Raw genomic sequence first — 16,659 nt, forward strand, 5'->3', positions numbered from 1 at the left:
ACCTGCGATGTGCCCCCACAGTGGGTTGTTCGGTATCGGCGCCGCCGGAACTCACGTTGCCACGGAGCCGTCCTACTTGATCGCGATCGGATTCACCGGGGATCCCACCGCCCCCACGACACTGAGCGGCGGAGCGATGAGCTGGAACTCGTAGACGCCGTCGGTCGCACAGTCGGCCGACAGCGCCGTGAGGTTCCAGTACTCGCCGAGCATCAGACCCATGTCGCGCAGGCACAGCATGTGCATCGGCAGGAACGTGCCTTCGACACCGTTGGCCGGGTCGGGGTCTTCGACCATGAGGTTGTCGGCCGCCACAGCCGCGACCTCATGGTCGTGCAACCACTGCGCACAGGTCCAGTCGAGCCCAGATCCGGGTTCGGCACCGTCGCCCGTCGAGCAGAACCGCGTCCACCAACCCGTGTTCACCACCACGATGTCGCCCCGACGAATCTCCACGCCCTGGCTCCTGGCCACCGCGTCGAGTTCGTCGGGCGTGATCGGCTGGCCTGGTTCGCAGAACACGTCCACTCCTCGGTGCCGCACGACATCCAGCAGCACCCCGCGGGACGTGATGCCCTTGGCGTCGACCTTGTCGATTCCACAGTGGTAGGCCCCGAAACTGGTGACGCTGTTGGCCGGAAAACCGTTGTACAGCTTGTCCTCATAGTAGACGTGGCTCAACGCGTCCCACTGCGTTGCGGCCTGCAGGGGCATGACGATCATGTCGTCGTTGAACCGGAACGGATTGTCGGCGAAGAACGCGCTGACATCGGCCGCGACGGCATTGCGCAGCCACTCGGGTCCGTACTGCACCAGGGTGTCGGCGTCGCCGCCGTCGACCGTCATCACGTGCACGGGATTGTTGCGGAACTTGAACGCGCCCTGCGGGCCCGATGACCCGAAGTCTGCACCCAGGGCAAAGACCCTGCCCTGCTTGGCCAGCGAGGCCGCCTCGGCGATCTTCTCGGCGGTGATGAAGTTCAGCGTGCCGAGTTCGTCATCGTCACCCCAGCGGCCCCAGTTGCGCACATCGTCGGCCATCCTGCGGAAGTCGGTCATCGAACCGGCCACGTCAACTCCTCTGCGTCGTGTCGAGGGAGTCGGGCACGCCGGCCTCCCAACCAGATTCACGCTGTCCCACCGCCCCGCCGTCGACCCAGACCACCTGGCCCGTGATGTAACTGGCCGCCGGGCTTCCCAGGAACGCCAGCACCCCGGCCTGCTCGGCTGCGGTCGCCACGCGGCCCAGCGGTGTGCGGAACGAGTCGAGGAACTGCTGACCGTAGGCCGAGCGCAGTTGGTCGAGGATCGGCGTCTCGGTGACGCCGGGCCCCGTGCAGTTCACTCGGATGCCGCGCGGACCGAGTTCGACGGCCTTACGCATGCTGTAGAGGATCGTCGCCTCCTTCGAGAGCCGGTATCCACCGTCGGCCAGCGCCTCGGGATGCTCTGCACACCAGGCCAATCCGTCTTCCGGGGACCCGGTGTCCAGCAGGCCCGCCGTCACCGCGGCGTTCTCCCGGTATGCCGAGGCCGCCAGGGAGGACACCGAGGTGATCGCCCCGTCCGTGGAGACGCGGTCGAGCACCGACTCGGTGAAGTGCCGCATGCCCAGGAAGTTGATCCGCACCACCAGCACCGGATCGCCGATCCCCGACGACACCCCGGCGACATTGAACAGCGCATCGATGCCGCCGGAGATCGACGCGGCCGCGGCCTCGACCGACTGCGGGTCCGACAGATCGACGGGAATGAACTCGTGCGGACCGTCTTCGGGTGCACGCACGTCGAGGCCCGTGACCCGGGCTCCGAGTCCGCGCAACTGCCGGGTCAACTGCGCACCGATGCCCGAGGCGCAGCCGGTGACCACGACATGCCTGCCGTCGTAGCGCACCAGCTCATCGAGTCCAGTCGCCACCGTGTCAGCTCGCGGCTTCGCGGGCGGCCTTCTCGGCTTGCGCGGCCTTGACCCGGCCCTCGTTGATCTCGGCCATCGCCTCGGGGATCTCACCGGCGGTGAACTTACCGCCGCGGCCGGTGGGCAGTCCGCCGAACGCGTAGGTCTCGTCGAACAGCGGTGCGTCCGAAGGCTGCCGTCGCGCTTCGACCTTCTCGATGACCGGTGCGAGGCGGTTGGCCTTGTCCGCCACGGCCTTCTGATCGCGTTCGATGAACTCGGGCAGAATCTGGCTGCCCATGATCTCGATGGACTCCATGGTGCCCTCGTGGCTGCGCGGGTTGAGCAGCAGGATGATCTCGTCGACACCACTGGCCTCGTAGCCGCGCAGGAATTCGCGCACGGTGTCCGGCGAGCCGATCGCGCCGCGTCCGGGTCCGTACGCCAGGGTCGGATCCTCCTTCACGGCCTCCTCGTAGCGCTCCCACACCTTGGTGCGGCCGGGCGTGTGCATACCGGTCAGGTAATAGTGCATGATGCCGAACGAGAAGAATCCGCCGCCGATTCCGAGCCGCTTGAGCGCCTCCTCGTCGGAACGGGCCACCATCATCGACAGGTCACCGCCGATCGCGAGGATGTTCGGGTTGATCACCGGGGTGACGGGCGCACCCTCCTCCTCGAATGTTCGGTAGTAACCGTCAACCCTGTCCTTGAGCGCCTCCGGACCCGTGTAGGCGAAGCTCAGGGCACCGATCGCCTTCTGCGCGGCCATCTGCACCGACGAAGGCCTGGTGCAGGCCACCCACACCGGCGGGTGCGGCTTCTGCAGCGGCTTGGGAATGACGTTGCGGGCGGGCATCTCGACATGCTCACCCTTGAACCCGCTGAAGGGTTCCTCGACCATGCATCGGATCGCGACCTCGAGGGCCTCCTCCCACTGCGCACGCTTGTCGGCCGGGTCGATGTTGAACCCGCCGAGTTCGGCGACCGAGGAGCCTTCACCCGTGCCGAACTCGACGCGGCCGTTGGAGAGGTGATCGAGGGTGGCCACCCGCTCGGCGATGCGGGCCGGATGGTTGATCGGGGGCGGCAGGTGCATCACGCCGAATCCCAGCCGAATGTCCTTGGTGCGCTGGCTCGCCGCGGCCAGGAACATCTCCGGCGCGGTCGAGTGGCAGTACTCCTCGAGGAAGTGGTGCTCGGTCAGCCAGACCGTGGAGAACCCCGCCTTGTCGGCCGCCTCGACCTCGTCCAGACCATGTTGGAACAGCTTGTGCTCGTCATCGTCGGTCCAGGGACGCGGAAGCGGGAACTCGTAGAACAGGGAGATCTTCATCGGTGGCCTCCTCAGGCGTTTCTGGCGTTGTCGTGGGCGATCTGGACGGTGGGGGTTTCGGGGTGCTGCGCTGATGCCTCCCCTGCGCGGCCCGCGATATGACGCGCCGCGACGTAACCGAAAGTCATCGCGGGACCGATGGTGGCACCCGCCCCGGCATAGCTGCGGCCCATCACCGCGGCCGAGGCGTTGCCGACCGCGTACAACCCCTCGATGACGCGGTCCTCGGTGTCGAGCACTCGCGCGTGTTCGTCGGTGCTCAGGCCGCCCGACGTGCCGAGATCACCGAGGATGATCTGGAACGCCAGGTACGGCGGTTTGGTGAGCGGGTGCAGGTTGGGATTGGGCAGCGTCGGATCGCCGTAGTAGTTGTCATAGGCGCTGTCACCGCGATTGAAGTCGTCGTCATGCCCCTTGGCCGCGAGTTCGTTGAACCGCGTGGCGGTTTCACGCAGTGCATCGGCAGGCACACCGATCTGCTCGGCCAGGCCCTCCAGCGTGTCGGCCTGCTTGACGATCCCCGAGTCGAGCCAGGCCTTGGGCAGCTTGAAACCAGTGGGCACCGGCGCGAACGGGATCTTGGGGATCGGCAGGTGCCCGCCCACGACGTAGCGGTGAAACGACCGGGTGTCGGTGATCAGCCAGCACGGGATGTGCGTGACGCCGGACTGCTGGCCCTCGATCATCGCGTGCGCGAAGTCCATGTAGGGCGCGGCCTCGTTGATGAACCGCCGGCCGGCACCGTTGACCACGAACTGCGAGGGCATCATGCGTTCGTTGAGCATGAACTGCAGGCGTCCGTCGGGCCAGCACATCGCCGGGAACCACCACGCCTCGTCGAGCAGCTCGGTCGCGGCGCCGACCTTCTGGCCGGCCCTGATTCCGTCTCCGGTGGCGGCGGGATTGCCGAAGCTCCAGTCCTTCTCGAGCAGGGGAAGGTGCTCGCGACGCCAGGCCATGTCGTGGTCGAACCCGCCGGAGGCGATGATGACGCCGCCACGGGCGCCGATCCGCACGGGCTGACCGTCACGTTGTACGACCGCACCCACGACACGGGCACCCGGGCCGTCACCGTCGGTGATCAGTTCGGTCATCGGTGTGTTGAGCCACAGCGGGATGTCATGGTCCCGGCACGCCAGGCGCATCCGCGCGGCCAGCGACTGCCCGATGGCGGCCATCCGATCGCCGAACACCCGGGCCCGGAACATCCGCCAGATCAGCTTGACCAGCACCGCCTTGCCGCGCCAGTTCTGCCTGACCTGGTAGAAGAGCCGAAGATCCTTGGGCGCGAACCAGATCCCTTTCGGGGCGAGCGCCAGCGGCTTCAGCAGGTTCTGTTCCTCGTCCCCCAGCGTGCGCAGGTCGATGGCCGGCACGTTGATGGTGCTGCCCAGCGCGGATCCGCCGGGGAGTTCCGGGTAGTAGTCGGCGTAGCCCGGTTTCCAGACGAACTCGAACCAGCGGCTGGTGGTCTCCAGGAACTCCATCATCTTCGGCGCGGAGTCCACGTACTGGCGCAGTCGAGCGTCGCTGACCAGACCGCCGGTGATCTGCTTGAGGTAGCCGAACACCTCGTCGGGGTCCGGCGTGTAACCCTCGCGGCGCTGCGACGGTGCGCCCGGCACCCAGATGCCGCCACCGGACAACGCGGTGGATCCGCCGAAGGCCGCGGACTTCTCCACCACCAGGGTGTCGAGGCCGGCGGCCCGCGCGGTCAGTGCGGCGGTCAGGCCACCGCCGCCGCTGCCGACGACGAGGACGTCCACTTCGGTGTCGAAACTCGGATCGGAGTCGTTCACGGGACCTTTCGCTGTCATCGGGGCGATGCCGTTCGGATCGCGAATCCGGCGATCAGTTCGGGCGCCGGTCGGTAGTAGCGCGTCGTGACGTCATAGGGTCCCTGGGCGGCCAATGCCGCGAACGCGGCGACCCAGGTGCGCACCTCGTGCGCCGAGTTCCCGGCTTCGGCGGCGATCCACGCGTTGGACCAGTCGTCGACCTCGTCCAGGCGGTTGGCGTCCACGAGATCGAGGAAGGCACGGTCCCAGTCCGGGTTGAGCGCCTGCAGCGGCGAATCTCCTTGGGCGAACTGCTCTGCGGCCGCGATGACCGCCTCCTGTCGCGCCATGCGCTGCTCTGGCGACATCGCGACCCCACGGACGATGCGGTCCAGCGCTGCCGGCGGGGCCGTGGCCAGCGTCGGCACCGGCGGGTCATGCGACAGCCCGCCCGATCCGAGGAACAGCACCCTGCGGTCGAGCGCGGCGACGAACTGTCCGATCGCCGCGCCCAGCGCACGCACCCGGCGTATGGGCCCCAGCGGGGTGGCCACCGAATTGATGAACACCGGAATCGTCGGCACCGCCGCTGCGTCACCGAACAGGGTCTGCAGCGGTTGCACGGTGCCGTGGTCGACGTCCATGCCCGCCGAGATGGCGACATCGACACCGGATTCGAGAACTGCTGTGGCACAGGCCGTCGCGATGTCCTGCGGCACGTTGAGCGGTCCGGCGTGGGTGCCGTAATCGCCGACACCGCTGGCGGCGGTGCCGATGCAGAACGACGGCATGAGCCGGTAGAAGAACCCGTTGTAGTGGTCGGGCGAGAAGACCACCACCAGGTCGGGGTCGAAGTCGGCGACGAAAGCGCGGGCCGCGGCCAGGTTTTCGCCGATGTCGGCGAGCAGGTCAGCCGACGGTCCCGGAAGGTTCAGCAGAGGGCTGTGCGACATGCAGCACAGAGCCGTTTGCGCCATGGGTTTCACCGCCTTCCGGCTTCGTCGAGGTGACCAGGTGCAGGGCGTCGAACAGCGCGTCGGACAGTTCGGCGCTGCGTTGCGCGATGCACGCACCCGCGATGCACCGGTCAGGACGCAGGAAGAGCACCGAGTCGGTGTGGGCGTCGAAGAAGCCCTTGAGGGCTCCGGTGCGGTCCCCGACCACGATGACGTCGGGATCATCGATCGCATCGGCGGGCTTCCAGTGCAACTGGGTGATGGGTCGCGCCGCGATGAAGCTGGCGCCCAGCGACTTCCACCGGGCGAACGCCTGGTCGCCCAGCAGCCGGCGCGGATCGTTGTTCCAGCACAGCACGGCGAATCCGGGGCCCATCACATCATCGAGCAGCACATTCGTCGCCTCCCGGGTGTCCACCCTGGGTTGGATGAACAGCGTGCCCACCGCGGACCCGGGGGCTGGAGGTGTGCTCGCGTGCACCACAGCGCCCTGCTCGTAACGCGGCATCGGCTTGAATCGCATCTCCAGGACATACCGCTTCAGCGAGGGCACGATCGACGCGGCGCGGATGGCCCGGTCACGAAGCTGCGCCACCCGGCGGTTGGTGGGCGAGATGACGCGGCCGACCATGGTCGAGAGGTCGATCATGGCGCGCGCATGCTTACGGCGCTCCACGTCGTAGGTGTCCAGCAGTGCGTCGCCAGCCACGCCGTTGACCACGGCGGCCAGCTTCCAGCCCAGGTTGGCGGCGTCGCGAATGCCGCTGTTGTACCCCTGCCCCTGCCAGACCGGCATCAGATGCGCGGCATCCCCGGCCAGCAGCAGCCGGCCCCTGCGGAAGGCTCCGGCGATGCGCGAGTGATGTGTGTAGACGCGGTGGCGGATGATGTCGACCCGGTCCGGGTGCGGCACGAACGTCGACAGCAGTTTCGCGACGAACGCGGGATCCGCGGCCGTCTCGTCGGATTCGTCGTCGTGGATCATGAATTCGAACCGACGGATGCCATGCGCGATCGAGATCGACGCGTACGGCCGCTCCGGGTCGGCGCCGACCTCGCTGTTGGGGTGCCCCAGCGGGTCATTGGCCACGTCGATGACCACCCAGCGGGTCGGCGACGTGGTGCCCTCGAACGACACACCCATCAGGTGCCGGGTGGCGCTTCGTCCTCCGTCGCAGCCCACCACATAGCGCGCCCGAACGGTGTCGCCGCCGTCGAGGTGCACGGTGACACCGTCACCGTCCTCGGCGCAGCCGGTCATCACAGAGCTCCACCGCACCTGCACACACGAGAACCGATCGAGACCGGCCAGCAGTTCGGCGTCGACCATGGGCTGAACGAATCCGTTCCGTTTGGGCCATCCGAATCGTGCGTCCGGCGGGGCCATCTCGACCAGCAGCCTGCGCCGCGAGTCGAAGAACCGCAGGATCTGGTTCGGGACGGTGTGCGGCAGGACGGCATCGATCAGGCCGATCGACTGAAAGGTTCGCAGCGACTCGTCGTCGAGACCGACGCCGCGCGGGTAGTCGATCAGTGTGTCGCGCTCCTCGACGATCAGTGTCGAGACACCCTGGAGTCCAAGCACGTTCGCGAGAGTCAGGCCCACCGGACCCGCGCCGACGATCACGACGTCGACGTCGGTGGATTCGGCGGCTGTGCGCTCGGCGCTCACTGGTCCTTCCCCAGCAGGAAGTCGATGTGCAGGCGGTTGAAGGTCTTGGGATCCTCATACTGCGGCCAATGCCCGCATCCGGACATGACCTCGAAGCGGGCACCCGGGATCATCGAGGCGATTCGGCTGCCCTCGCTGACATCGGCCGTGGGGTCATCGCTGGTCCACAGCACCAGGGTGGGCGCGGTGATGGCGCCGTACTCCTTGGGGCCCATCAGATTTCGAGCGCGGATCTCGGGGTCCTGCAGCGCCATGATGTCCCGCATGGCGGCCACGAACCCGGGAAGGCGGTAGATCCGCTGCCGACTGGCGACGATGTCGTCGTAGTCCCTCGTCTTGTCGGCCATGAGCCACTTGATACGGGCCTGCACCGTCTCCCAGGTCGGATCCTCGACTGCCGCCATCGACAAGGTGATGATCCGCTTCATGACTTCGGGGTCGGCCTGCGATCCGCCCGCGGTGTTGAGGACCAGGCGGGTGATCCGGTCCGGGTGGTCGGCCGCAGCGCGCGATGCCACCCATCCGCCCAGGGACTCCCCGGACAACAGGACCTTCTCGGCGCCGATCGTGTCGAAGAACGCCAGCAGGTGTTCCACGTAGTGGCTGATCTCCAGTGGATGGCCGGGTTTGTCGGTGTAGCCGTGGCCGAGCATGTCGATGGACCAGGTGGAGAAGTGCTCGGCGTGCGACTCGAGGTTGCGCACGTAGGCCTCGGCGTGGCCACCCGATCCGTGCAGCAGCACGAGGGTGGGATTCTCCGGATCACCGGCGTGCAGGTAGCGCGTGCGCACCCCGCCGACATCCAGGTATCCCTGCGAGAACGAAACCCCCTGCAGGTCACTCCAGATGCTCTCGAATTCCGCCACAATGGCCCCTCTGCCTGCGATTATGCCGTTCTCTTTTTCTGCAACCGATGTGTGCTAATATCGGACATCAGTGTGCACTATGTATAGAGCATCACTCTCGGTGTGATGTATGTCAAGGGAGGATCCACCGTCATCGAGCAGTCGACGAACGGGGTCGCCAAGGGCGCGTCGGGCTCGCAGACGTTGGCCCGCGGGCTCACAGCACTGCAGGTGGTCGCCGCGACGCCGGAGGGGCTCACAGCCCAGCAGGTGGCCGAACGGATCGGCGTGCACCGGACCATCGCCTACCGTCTGCTGACCACGCTGGCGCAGCACCGGCTCGTGGCGAAGGCCGACGACGGGCGTTATCGCCCCGCGGCCGGACTGGCGGTGCTCGGGGCGGCCTTCGACAACAACCTGCGCCAACTGTGCCTGCCCAGGCTGCGCGCGCTCGCCGACGAACTGTCCACGACCGTCTCGCTGCTGGTGGCCGAGGGTGACCAACAGGTCGCGGTCGCGGTGATCGTGCCGACGCAGGTGTCCTATCAACTGTCGTTCCACGAGGGCAGTCGCCACCCGATTGACCGTGGCGCCGCCGGCATCGCGCTCCTGGCCAGCATGCCTCCCCGGGCCGGCGAGCGGGATCTGGTCACGGTGACCCGCGAACGCGGGTGGGTGATCACCCATGGCGAGATCGAACCCAACACGTTCGGACTGGCCGTCTCGGTGCACCGCCTTCCGCCGGCCCCGCCGACGTGCCTCAACCTGATCTCACATCGCGAAGATGTCGTCGCGCGTGGTCGCGACGCACTGATCCGCGCCGCCGACGAGCTGTCGGCAATCCTGAACTGACGAATCCGATAAGGAGATTGGCGCCGTGAGCAATTCGTCCGCCCAGAGGAATTGGGACACAGTGACCGATGTCGTGGTGCTGGGCACCGGAGGTGCGGGCCTGACGGCGGCACTGGCCGCGGTGCACGGCGGCGCCGAGGTCGCGGTGTATGAAAAGGCCGACACGGTCGGCGGGACCACCGCGGTCTCCGGCGGCATCGCCTGGATTCCGGCGCATCATCGCTGCCCCGAAGAGGAACTCACCGTCGAGGACGCCATGGCCTACCTGCGCGCGCAGTCCTTCGGCGCGATGGACGAGGAGTTGGTCGAGACGTTCGTCCGCACCGGGCCCGCGATGATCGACTTCGTCGAGGCGCACAGCGACATGCGGTTTGAGATCGCCACGGGATTCCCCGACTACAAGCCCGAACTGCCCGGCGGTCGTCCGGGCGGCGGGCGATCGCTGGGCCCGGTCCCCTACGACCTCAACCGGATTCCGCAGTGGCGCGATCGCATCACGTCGTTCCCGCCCGACTTCAGCAATGTCGGCATCGACGCCGAGACCCGCGCACGCCTGCACGCCGACATCGACGACACCACGGGTGACATCGTGGTGGCCGGTACCGCACTGATCGCCGGACTGCTCAGGGGCGTGCTCGACGCCGGCGTCGAACCCGTCACCGGCGCACGCGCCACCGAGCTGCTGACCGGGCCGGACGGCACCGTCACCGGTGTGCGAATCGAATTGGGAGACAAGACCATCGATGTCGGTGCGCGGCGCGGTGTCGTCCTGGCCAACGGCGGGTTCGAATGGGACACGGGCCTGGTCGAGGCGTTCCTGCGTGGACCCATGCACGGACCGGTGTCACCGCCGTACAACACCGGCGACGCCCTGCGGATGGCGATGGCGCGTGGTGCCGACCTGGCCAATATGGGCGAGGCGTGGTGGGTGCCGATCGTGCAGATTCCCGACGACACGATCGAGGGACATCAGCGCAGTCGCAGTGTGCGACTCGAGCGCACGCGACCCCGCAGCATCATCGTCAACCGCGCTGGACGACGGTTCATCAACGAGGCCTGCGACTACAACTCGATGGCCGGCGCATTCCAATACCTGCACCCCCGCGACGGTTACGTCAATGATCCGGCTTGGATCGTGTTCGACGACCAGCACCTCAAGCGCTACGGCTTCCTCGGCGTCGAGCCCGGCCAGGAGGCCCCGGACTGGTTCTGCAGGTCGCGCGACCTCGTCGAGCTCAGCGAGAAGACCGGCATCGATCCCGCCGGTCTCGCGCAGACCGTCGCCGCATGGAACAGCAACGTCGGCGGCGAGGTCCCCCATGATCCCGACTTCGGCCGGGGCAGCAGCGCCTACGACGGTTACTGGGGTGACCCCAACGCGACCACCGACGCTGGTAAGACGCTGGGTCCGCTCGACACCGCACCGTATTACGCGGTGCCGGTGGCCCTCGGGGCGATGGGCACCAAGGGCGGCCCCCGGACCGACCGCGATGGTCGTGTGCTGCACGTGTCGGGCGAGGTCATCCCCGGTCTGTACGCGGCGGGCAACGCGATGGCGGGCGTGACGGGACGGGCCTACGGCGGTGCCGGGGGCACGATCGGTCCCGCGATGGTGTTCGGTTTCCGCGCCGGGCGGCACGCGGCCACGGGGACGTCGGCCGGCTGAGTCGGTCAGCTGAGTCGGCGACCTGCGCTACTCGGCCGCGCGGGCCTTGAAGAACTCGACGGCCCGCACGAGTGACTCCTCGACCGGTTCGGGTTTCCACCCCAGCTCGCGCTCGGCCTTGCTGTGGTCCAGCGGTGACATCAGTTCCACCATCCGCTGACCCACCGCGGCGAACGGCAGATCGCGGTTCAGCACGCGCGCGGCCACGTCGTTGATCCGCGAGGCCACGCGCAGCACGGGCCGCGGAATCTTGACGCGCGCTGGGCGCACGCCCGCCGCCTCGGCCACAATCCGCTGGATCTCACCCATGTTCATGAAACGGTCGGAGATGATGTAGCGCTCCCCGACTCGACCGTTGTCGGCAGCCAGCAGCATCGCGCGCGCGGCGTCCTCGATGCCCACCACCTCAAGTCCGATGTCCGGGTAGAACGGCATGCGACCCGCGGTGATCATCGCGATCTGTGATCCATGTGGGGTCGGTTGCCAGTCACCGGGGCCGTAGGTCGTCGAGATGCACACCGCCACAGCCGGCAATCCGCGCTCACGGACGTAGGAGAAGAGCAGCTTCTCCGCCGCCACGCGGGCTTCGATGTACGCCCCGCCCTCGTCCCAGTTGTGCTCGTCCTCCTCGGTGATGAGCCGGGAGTCGCTGACCGCGAGCGTGCCGATGGTGCTGGTGAACACGAACCTGCGCAGACCGGAGGCGATCTCGGGTTCGGTGGCGATGTTCAACACATTGCGCAGTCCCTCGACGTTCGTCTGGAAAAGCGGCGCCGGATCCCGCAACCACATCCGGGCGTCCACCACGCAGTAGTAGATGACATCGCATCCGGACATCGCGGCCCGCAATGCGTCGTCGTCGTAGAGGTCTCCGTAGCAGCGTTCGACGTCGAGGTCGTCGATCCCCTTGGTGGAACTCGTCTTACGGAGCATGACGCGGACGTCGTCGCCCTGCTCGACGAGTTTCCGGGTGACGTGGGAGCCGAGGAACCCGCTGGCGCCGAGCACCAGCTTCTTAGCCGTCATTTCGTCACCCTCCACTTGAGACCAGTTGGCGCACCTTGAACTTCTGCACCTTGCCACTGGCGGTGCGTGGAAACTCGTCGATCTGCCGAAGTTCCTCGGGCCACTTCTGCCGGGCCATGCCCGAGGCCTCGAAGTGCGCACGGACGTCCTCGAGGGAGGGGACGTCGTGGCCCGCGTGCATGCGCAGCACCGCGGTCGCGTGCTCCCCGGTACGCGGGTCGGGGGCGGCCACCACGACCGCCTCGGCCACTCCCGCCATGGCCAGCAGCGTCTCCTCGACCTCGACCGCGCTGATGTTCTCACCACCGCGGATGATGATGTCGGACTTGCGGTCGGTGATGGTCAGATAGCCGTCCTCATCGAGGATGCCGATGTCACCGGTGTGGTACCAGCCGTCGGCGTCGAAAGCCTTGGCCGTCAGGGCGTCATCGGTGTAGCCGAGGCACAGGTCGGGGCCGCGGGACAGGATCTCACCATCCTCGCCGAGCTTGACCTCCACCCCGGAGAGGGGGCATCCGTCGGTGTAGAGCCGTTTGTCCTCGGCTGCGTCCCAACGGGATCCGGTGATCGACGGATGCTCGGTGCTGCCGTACGAGCGATAGGTGTTGATGCCGAGGCCGGCGAGGCGCCTGGTGACCGCGATCGGGACGGTCGAGCCGCCGAGGCCGACCGTGCGCACCCCGGCGAGGTGTTCGGTGGTGAAGTCGGGGTGGTCGAGCAGGCTCGTGACGAAGTACGGCGGACCGCCGCCGAGGGCCAGTCCGTCGCTCTTCATCAATTTCAGTGCCACGCCCGGATCCCAGACGTCGGTGAGGTGGATCGGATGCCGCGACAGGACCGGCATCAGGAATGCGCCCACCATTCCGATGAAGTGCCCCACCGGTGTCGCGATCAGCATCTTGCCCGTGTCCATCATGTTCTGCCCGACGAGCTGGTGCGTTTCGTGCACCAGGCTGCGGTGGCTGTGGATCACGCCCTTGGGGGCACTCGTGGTTCCCGAGGTGTAGGCGAACAGTGTGGGACCGGCCGGATCGGTGGGCAGGACACCCCGCAGCGGTTCGTCGTCCAGCAGATCGTCGAAGGTCGGGTTCTCACCACCCACGACACCGACGATCTCGATGTCCGAGGCGAGGTCCGGCTCAAACTGCATGCGTCCGAACGACTCCGCGGTGATGAACACCTTGGGCTTGGCGTCGCCGAGGATGTGTGTCAGCTCCTTGCGACCGTAGAAGTGCACGATCGGCACGACGACGGCGCCCAGGAACGCCGCCGCCCAGAACGTCACGGCGGCCTCCACCCAGTTGGGCAGCTGCATCGCCACGACGTCGCCGGGCCCCACCCCGCGCCGGTGCAGGCCGGCCGCCAGGCGTCGCGCGGTGCACTCGACCTCACCGACCGTCCCGCTGTACGGACGTACCGCGGAGTGCACCCGGAACTCCAGCTGCGGCTGCGCGCTCAACTCACGCGCCAGGAGGTCGCCGAGGGTGTCTGACGTCCACCACCCCTGCTCGAGGTAACGCCGAACGAGTTCGTCGGGGATTGTTCGCATCAGTGGCTCGCACCTCACCTTCGGTCGATGATGTTATTCTCCTCACCAGAGAATTCCAATCTCCAAATCTGCGAAGACGAGAATCTGGATTCGGCTCGTGGGAGCCCGCGCTCGTTCTATAGTCAGCCAGTCAGCGTGTATCCGTGGAGGTGCCTGTGAAGTCTGTTGCGTTGGGCGCAGCAAGCGCGGTGGGCGCACTGCTCGTGTCGGCGGGCATCGCCGCGGCGCCCGCGGCCTCGGCCGCGATGCAGTACGGCAATTACAACCTGCACATCCCGGACCGCCGGGACTTCCACACCTGGGTGTTCGCCGCGCAACAACCGTGCAAGGACCCCGGTGCCCTGCCGATCTGGGACTGCCTTGCGATCGTCACGATCCCGCAGCCGATCGCCAAGGCCGCGAACCAACGTGTCCAGGCGTGGTTGAAGGACGGCCAGTACACCCTGACGATGGACGATCCCTTCGGGCTGCGCTGCGGCGACATCTATTACGGGCCCGTGATCCCCACCCACGACGTGTACACGTGGGACGCCAACACGTTGACGGGCCAGATGGTCTCGACCTTCGATGTCGGCTGCGACGGTGCTCCCGGCGGCAGCCTCACCTATCCCATCTCCCTCACCAGGATGTGACGATGCGTTCTGCCTTGGCGATCACGGCCCTCCTTGGACTGGTGGGCGGCGGACTCGCGGGCGGCGGACTGGCTGCGGCCCCGTCGGCGGTCGCCGATCCGCCCCTGCACCACGTCCGCTACACGGTCTTCGCCGACGGGCCCATCTGGGCACGCATCTACTACCGCGACACCGAACCCGCGGTGTTCTCCGACTACAGCCACAACCCGTACGTCTTCAGCCCGCGCGCCGACGCCGATCTCGCGCCCGATCGGCCCTGGGTGCTCGAGACCATGCTGGCCGATCCGGAGATGTGGGCCATGGTGACCGTCCAGAGCGGCGAGTCACCGAACTACCCGACGCCCACGTTCCGCTGCGAGCTCGCCGTCGACGGTGTGGTGGTCAAGACGGGCAGCGGCGCCAAAGGCGCGTTGTGCTCGCTGCGGAACTGGTGACCGATTCACGGCCCTGACTGGGCCGTCGTGACGGTCACCCGACCGGGAGCATCGAAACCCGAGACATCAACCCCCGCAGAGGATTGATGCTCAGGTCCGGTTGATCAGGTGTCGCCGCGCTGCCAGCGCGAGTCACCGTCCATCGGCACACAGTGCAGGAACAGCCCATCCGGGGCTTGAGCCACCATGTTGAGTTCAGTGGTGCACAAGCCGCCCTCTTCGCGGATGCCGGCCATGGGTGGCGACCGGAACCAGCGAGGTTCGTAGCGCCGGGGCGATCCGCAGAACACCAACCGGCCGGGCTGGATCGAGGGACCGGCCACCGCGGTGCCGAACACGAAGTACGTGGTGTTGTTGCACGTCGAACCCAGCACCACATTGGGTGTGATGCCGGGGACGCAGAACGCGTCGTTACACGTCTGCGGACCCGCCGACGCCTGCGGCGCCAACAGCGTGGCAGCCACGATCATTGGGGCGGAGCACACCGCCGCGGCACGAATCACACGCACCCTCGCTACTTTGGCACAGCCGGAAACGAAATTCTCGATTTCGGAGAAGATTACTACATCCCAGGGATTTCCGACGCCGGCCCCGGCGGTAGTCTGCAGGTGCTGAGTATGGCGAGGAGAGGACCTTTCATGGCGCACGACCCGGCGGACAAGACCCACGCCGCCGATGCCCAGTCGGCGACGGTCGAGTCGGCGGCAGCCCAGGCATTGGCCGAGGCACGCGCCGCCGAGGAGCGTGCCGCCGCCGCGCGGGCGCGCGCCGCGGAGCTTCGCCGACTGGCCGAAGAGGCCTCAGCCGCCACACAGCTCGACCAGGCCGACGAGCAGACCGACCAGCAGGCCCCCGAACCCCCACTGTGGCGCCGACTGGTGGTTCCCGTGTCGGCGGGCGTCGCCGCCGCGGTGGTCTGCGCACTGCTCGCGCTCAGCGGGATGATGGCCTGGCAGCGGCACGCCCACGACCAGGACCAGCAGCGTGAAGCGGAGTACGCCGCGGTGGCCCGGCAGGGCACCATCAACATCATGTCCCTGGACTTCAACGACGCGCAGGGGTCGGTGCAACGCGTGATCGACGATTCGACGGGGAAGTTCAAGGAAGAGTTCTCGTCCCAGTCCGAGATGCTTGTCAAGGCGTTGGAGCAGTCCAAGGTCGTCACCGAGGTGAAGGTCGATGCCGTGGCCGTCGAGTCGATGAGCGCCGACAACGCGGTGGTTCTGGTGGCCGCGCAGTCGGTTGCCCGCAACGCCCAGGACGAGCGCAAGGCACCGCAGCGGTTCCGGGTGGCCATGACCCTCACCAGGGATGGCGGCCAGCCGAAGATCTCAGAGGTGGAGTTCCTCTGAGGTCCTGAAAGTCACCGATGCCCACTGGAACATGCTGCGGCAGTGCTATTCTCCGGTACTGAGAATGTGACTATCACCGGTCAGAGGAGCAGCTCAATGTCGGCCTCCCCCTTGGGCGTCAAGACCATGGCCCTGGCGGCCTCTGTCGGCCTGCTCGGCGCTGGGCTGTTCAGCGCCGCACCGGCGTCGGCCCAGGAGTGGGGCATCAACGGCACGTTCATTACGTCCTCCAACGGTGACTGGGCGAGGGTCAACGACCGGTACGAGGACCAGCCTCGCGTCGTCAGCACCTGGACGATCTCCACGTCCTGCACGTCACCGACCGACTGCGCCGGCACGGTCACCAGCGACCAGGGGTGGACCGCGCCCATCTACACCACCAACGGTCTCTGGTACATCAAGCGTGCCGTGCCCAACTGGCGCTACTGCGCCGACGGCGTGCCGGTCGAGGGACTGCAGACCTATATGTTCCATCCGGTGACGGCCGACGGCCGGTACGACTACACGTACGCCAGTGGTGAATTCGCCGGCGAGGACCGGACCATCGGCCCCAGCGGGTCCTGTGGGCGCAACCAGTGGCCCGTCATCCGCATCCCGTTCTACATGAAGAGCAGCTAGCACTCTCCCCCTCTCTCCCCGAGCAGACACAAACTCGCACGTTTCC

Annotated in this window: 16 protein-coding genes; 6 read left to right on the forward strand and 10 right to left on the reverse strand. The window is 67.2% G+C overall.

The annotated features are described in order from the left end of the window. Positions 1-72: 72 nt before the first annotated feature. Genes A5727_RS14575 through A5727_RS14605 form a run of 7 tightly spaced genes read right to left on the reverse strand, consistent with a single transcriptional unit; the run spans position 73 to position 8,505 of the window. Entirely contained in the window at positions 73-1,071 is a 999-nt protein-coding gene (locus A5727_RS14575; RefSeq protein WP_068250422.1) for a cyclase family protein, read from the reverse strand. 1 nt (position 1,072) lies between these two features. Further along, on the reverse strand, positions 1,073-1,918 hold the full coding sequence (locus A5727_RS14580; RefSeq protein WP_231992080.1) for a coniferyl-alcohol dehydrogenase: 846 nt from the start codon (positions 1,916-1,918) through the stop codon (positions 1,073-1,075). Positions 1,919-1,922: 4 nt separating this feature from the next. Further along, positions 1,923-3,233, reverse strand: a complete 1,311-nt coding sequence (locus A5727_RS14585; protein ID WP_068250425.1) for an LLM class flavin-dependent oxidoreductase — start codon at positions 3,231-3,233, stop codon at positions 1,923-1,925. 11 nt (positions 3,234-3,244) lie between these two features. Then, positions 3,245-5,050: an FAD-binding protein gene (locus A5727_RS14590; RefSeq protein WP_068250428.1), complete on the reverse strand. Its 1,806-nt coding sequence runs from the start codon at positions 5,048-5,050 to the stop codon at positions 3,245-3,247. After that, the gene (locus A5727_RS14595; protein ID WP_068250430.1) at positions 5,047-5,964 is read right to left on the reverse strand and encodes a 3-carboxyethylcatechol 2,3-dioxygenase; all 918 of its coding nucleotides are present in this window, start codon (positions 5,962-5,964) and stop codon (positions 5,047-5,049) included. The genes A5727_RS14590 and A5727_RS14595 overlap by 4 nt, the downstream gene beginning before the upstream one ends. Continuing rightward, on the reverse strand, positions 5,921-7,639 hold the full coding sequence (locus A5727_RS14600; protein WP_068250433.1) for a bifunctional 3-(3-hydroxy-phenyl)propionate/3-hydroxycinnamic acid hydroxylase: 1,719 nt from the start codon (positions 7,637-7,639) through the stop codon (positions 5,921-5,923). The genes A5727_RS14595 and A5727_RS14600 overlap by 44 nt, the downstream gene beginning before the upstream one ends. Next, positions 7,636-8,505, reverse strand: coding sequence for an alpha/beta fold hydrolase (locus tag A5727_RS14605; RefSeq protein ID WP_068250436.1), 870 nt, complete (start codon positions 8,503-8,505; stop codon positions 7,636-7,638). Before A5727_RS14605 ends, A5727_RS14600 begins: the two co-directional genes overlap by 4 nt. A gap of 105 nt (positions 8,506-8,610) precedes the next feature. Between A5727_RS14605 and A5727_RS14610 the strand changes: the two genes are divergently transcribed. Together A5727_RS14610 and A5727_RS14615 are read left to right on the forward strand one after the other, a co-directional pair. Beyond that, on the forward strand, positions 8,611-9,336 hold the full coding sequence (locus A5727_RS14610) for an IclR family transcriptional regulator (protein WP_068250439.1): 726 nt from the start codon (positions 8,611-8,613) through the stop codon (positions 9,334-9,336). Between the two features lie 25 nt (positions 9,337-9,361). Further along, entirely contained in the window at positions 9,362-11,002 is a 1,641-nt protein-coding gene (locus A5727_RS14615) for an FAD-dependent oxidoreductase (RefSeq protein ID WP_068250442.1), read from the forward strand. Positions 11,003-11,029: 27 nt separating this feature from the next. Here A5727_RS14615 and A5727_RS14620 read toward each other — a convergent pair whose 3' ends face one another. Beyond that, positions 11,030-12,028, reverse strand: a complete 999-nt coding sequence (locus A5727_RS14620; RefSeq protein WP_068250513.1) for an NAD-dependent epimerase/dehydratase family protein — start codon at positions 12,026-12,028, stop codon at positions 11,030-11,032. 4 nt (positions 12,029-12,032) lie between these two features. Further along, positions 12,033-13,577, reverse strand: coding sequence for an AMP-binding protein (locus A5727_RS14625; protein WP_068250516.1), 1,545 nt, complete (start codon positions 13,575-13,577; stop codon positions 12,033-12,035). Between the two features lie 155 nt (positions 13,578-13,732). Here A5727_RS14625 and A5727_RS14630 point away from each other — a divergent pair, with 155 nt between their 5' ends. Continuing rightward, positions 13,733-14,209: a hypothetical protein gene (locus A5727_RS14630; protein WP_157521390.1), complete on the forward strand. Its 477-nt coding sequence runs from the start codon at positions 13,733-13,735 to the stop codon at positions 14,207-14,209. A 2-nt stretch (positions 14,210-14,211) separates the two neighbouring features. After that, a complete protein-coding gene (locus A5727_RS14635; RefSeq protein WP_068250448.1) occupies positions 14,212-14,643 on the forward strand; it encodes an Rv2576c family protein in 432 nt (143 codons plus the stop codon). Between the two features lie 104 nt (positions 14,644-14,747). Here the strand turns inward: A5727_RS14635 and A5727_RS14640 are convergent, their stop codons facing one another. Beyond that, positions 14,748-15,113 carry a hypothetical protein gene (locus A5727_RS14640; RefSeq protein WP_068250451.1) on the reverse strand — a complete coding sequence of 122 codons (366 nt, stop codon included), beginning with the start codon at positions 15,111-15,113 and terminating at the stop codon, positions 14,748-14,750. A gap of 168 nt (positions 15,114-15,281) precedes the next feature. On the opposite strand from A5727_RS14640, the gene A5727_RS14645 reads away from it, so the two are divergent. Both A5727_RS14645 and A5727_RS14650 read left to right on the forward strand, forming a co-directional pair. Continuing rightward, positions 15,282-15,995, forward strand: a complete 714-nt coding sequence (locus tag A5727_RS14645) for an Rv1363c family protein (RefSeq protein ID WP_068250454.1) — start codon at positions 15,282-15,284, stop codon at positions 15,993-15,995. Positions 15,996-16,091: 96 nt separating this feature from the next. Next, positions 16,092-16,613 (forward strand): Rv2253/PknI dimerization domain-containing protein, encoded by a 522-nt coding sequence (locus A5727_RS14650; RefSeq protein ID WP_068250457.1) that lies wholly within the window; start codon positions 16,092-16,094, stop codon positions 16,611-16,613. Positions 16,614-16,659: the final 46 nt, after the last annotated feature.

Origin of the sequence: Mycobacterium sp. ACS4331 (assembly GCF_001667265.1) — a bacterium.
GTDB lineage: Bacteria > Actinomycetota > Actinomycetes > Mycobacteriales > Mycobacteriaceae > Mycobacterium.

Excerpts from the sequence above, each read along its gene's own strand:
- A5727_RS14590 (WP_068250428.1), bottom strand. The coding sequence starts at position 5,050 with ATGACAGCGAAAGGTCCCGTGAACGACTCCGATCCGAGTTTCGACACC.
- A5727_RS14625 (WP_068250516.1), bottom strand. The coding sequence starts at position 13,577 with ATGCGAACAATCCCCGACGAACTCGTTCGGCGTTACCTCGAGCAGGGG.
- A5727_RS14645 (WP_068250454.1), top strand. The coding sequence starts at position 15,282 with ATGGCGCACGACCCGGCGGACAAGACCCACGCCGCCGATGCCCAGTCG.
- A5727_RS14640 (WP_068250451.1), bottom strand. The coding sequence starts at position 15,113 with ATGATCGTGGCTGCCACGCTGTTGGCGCCGCAGGCGTCGGCGGGTCCG.
- A5727_RS14635 (WP_068250448.1), top strand. The coding sequence starts at position 14,212 with ATGCGTTCTGCCTTGGCGATCACGGCCCTCCTTGGACTGGTGGGCGGC.
- A5727_RS14610 (WP_068250439.1), top strand. The coding sequence starts at position 8,611 with ATGTATGTCAAGGGAGGATCCACCGTCATCGAGCAGTCGACGAACGGG.
- A5727_RS14595 (WP_068250430.1), bottom strand. The coding sequence starts at position 5,964 with ATGTCGCACAGCCCTCTGCTGAACCTTCCGGGACCGTCGGCTGACCTG.
- A5727_RS14620 (WP_068250513.1), bottom strand. The coding sequence starts at position 12,028 with ATGACGGCTAAGAAGCTGGTGCTCGGCGCCAGCGGGTTCCTCGGCTCC.
- A5727_RS14650 (WP_068250457.1), top strand. The coding sequence starts at position 16,092 with ATGTCGGCCTCCCCCTTGGGCGTCAAGACCATGGCCCTGGCGGCCTCT.
- A5727_RS14585 (WP_068250425.1), bottom strand. The coding sequence starts at position 3,233 with ATGAAGATCTCCCTGTTCTACGAGTTCCCGCTTCCGCGTCCCTGGACC.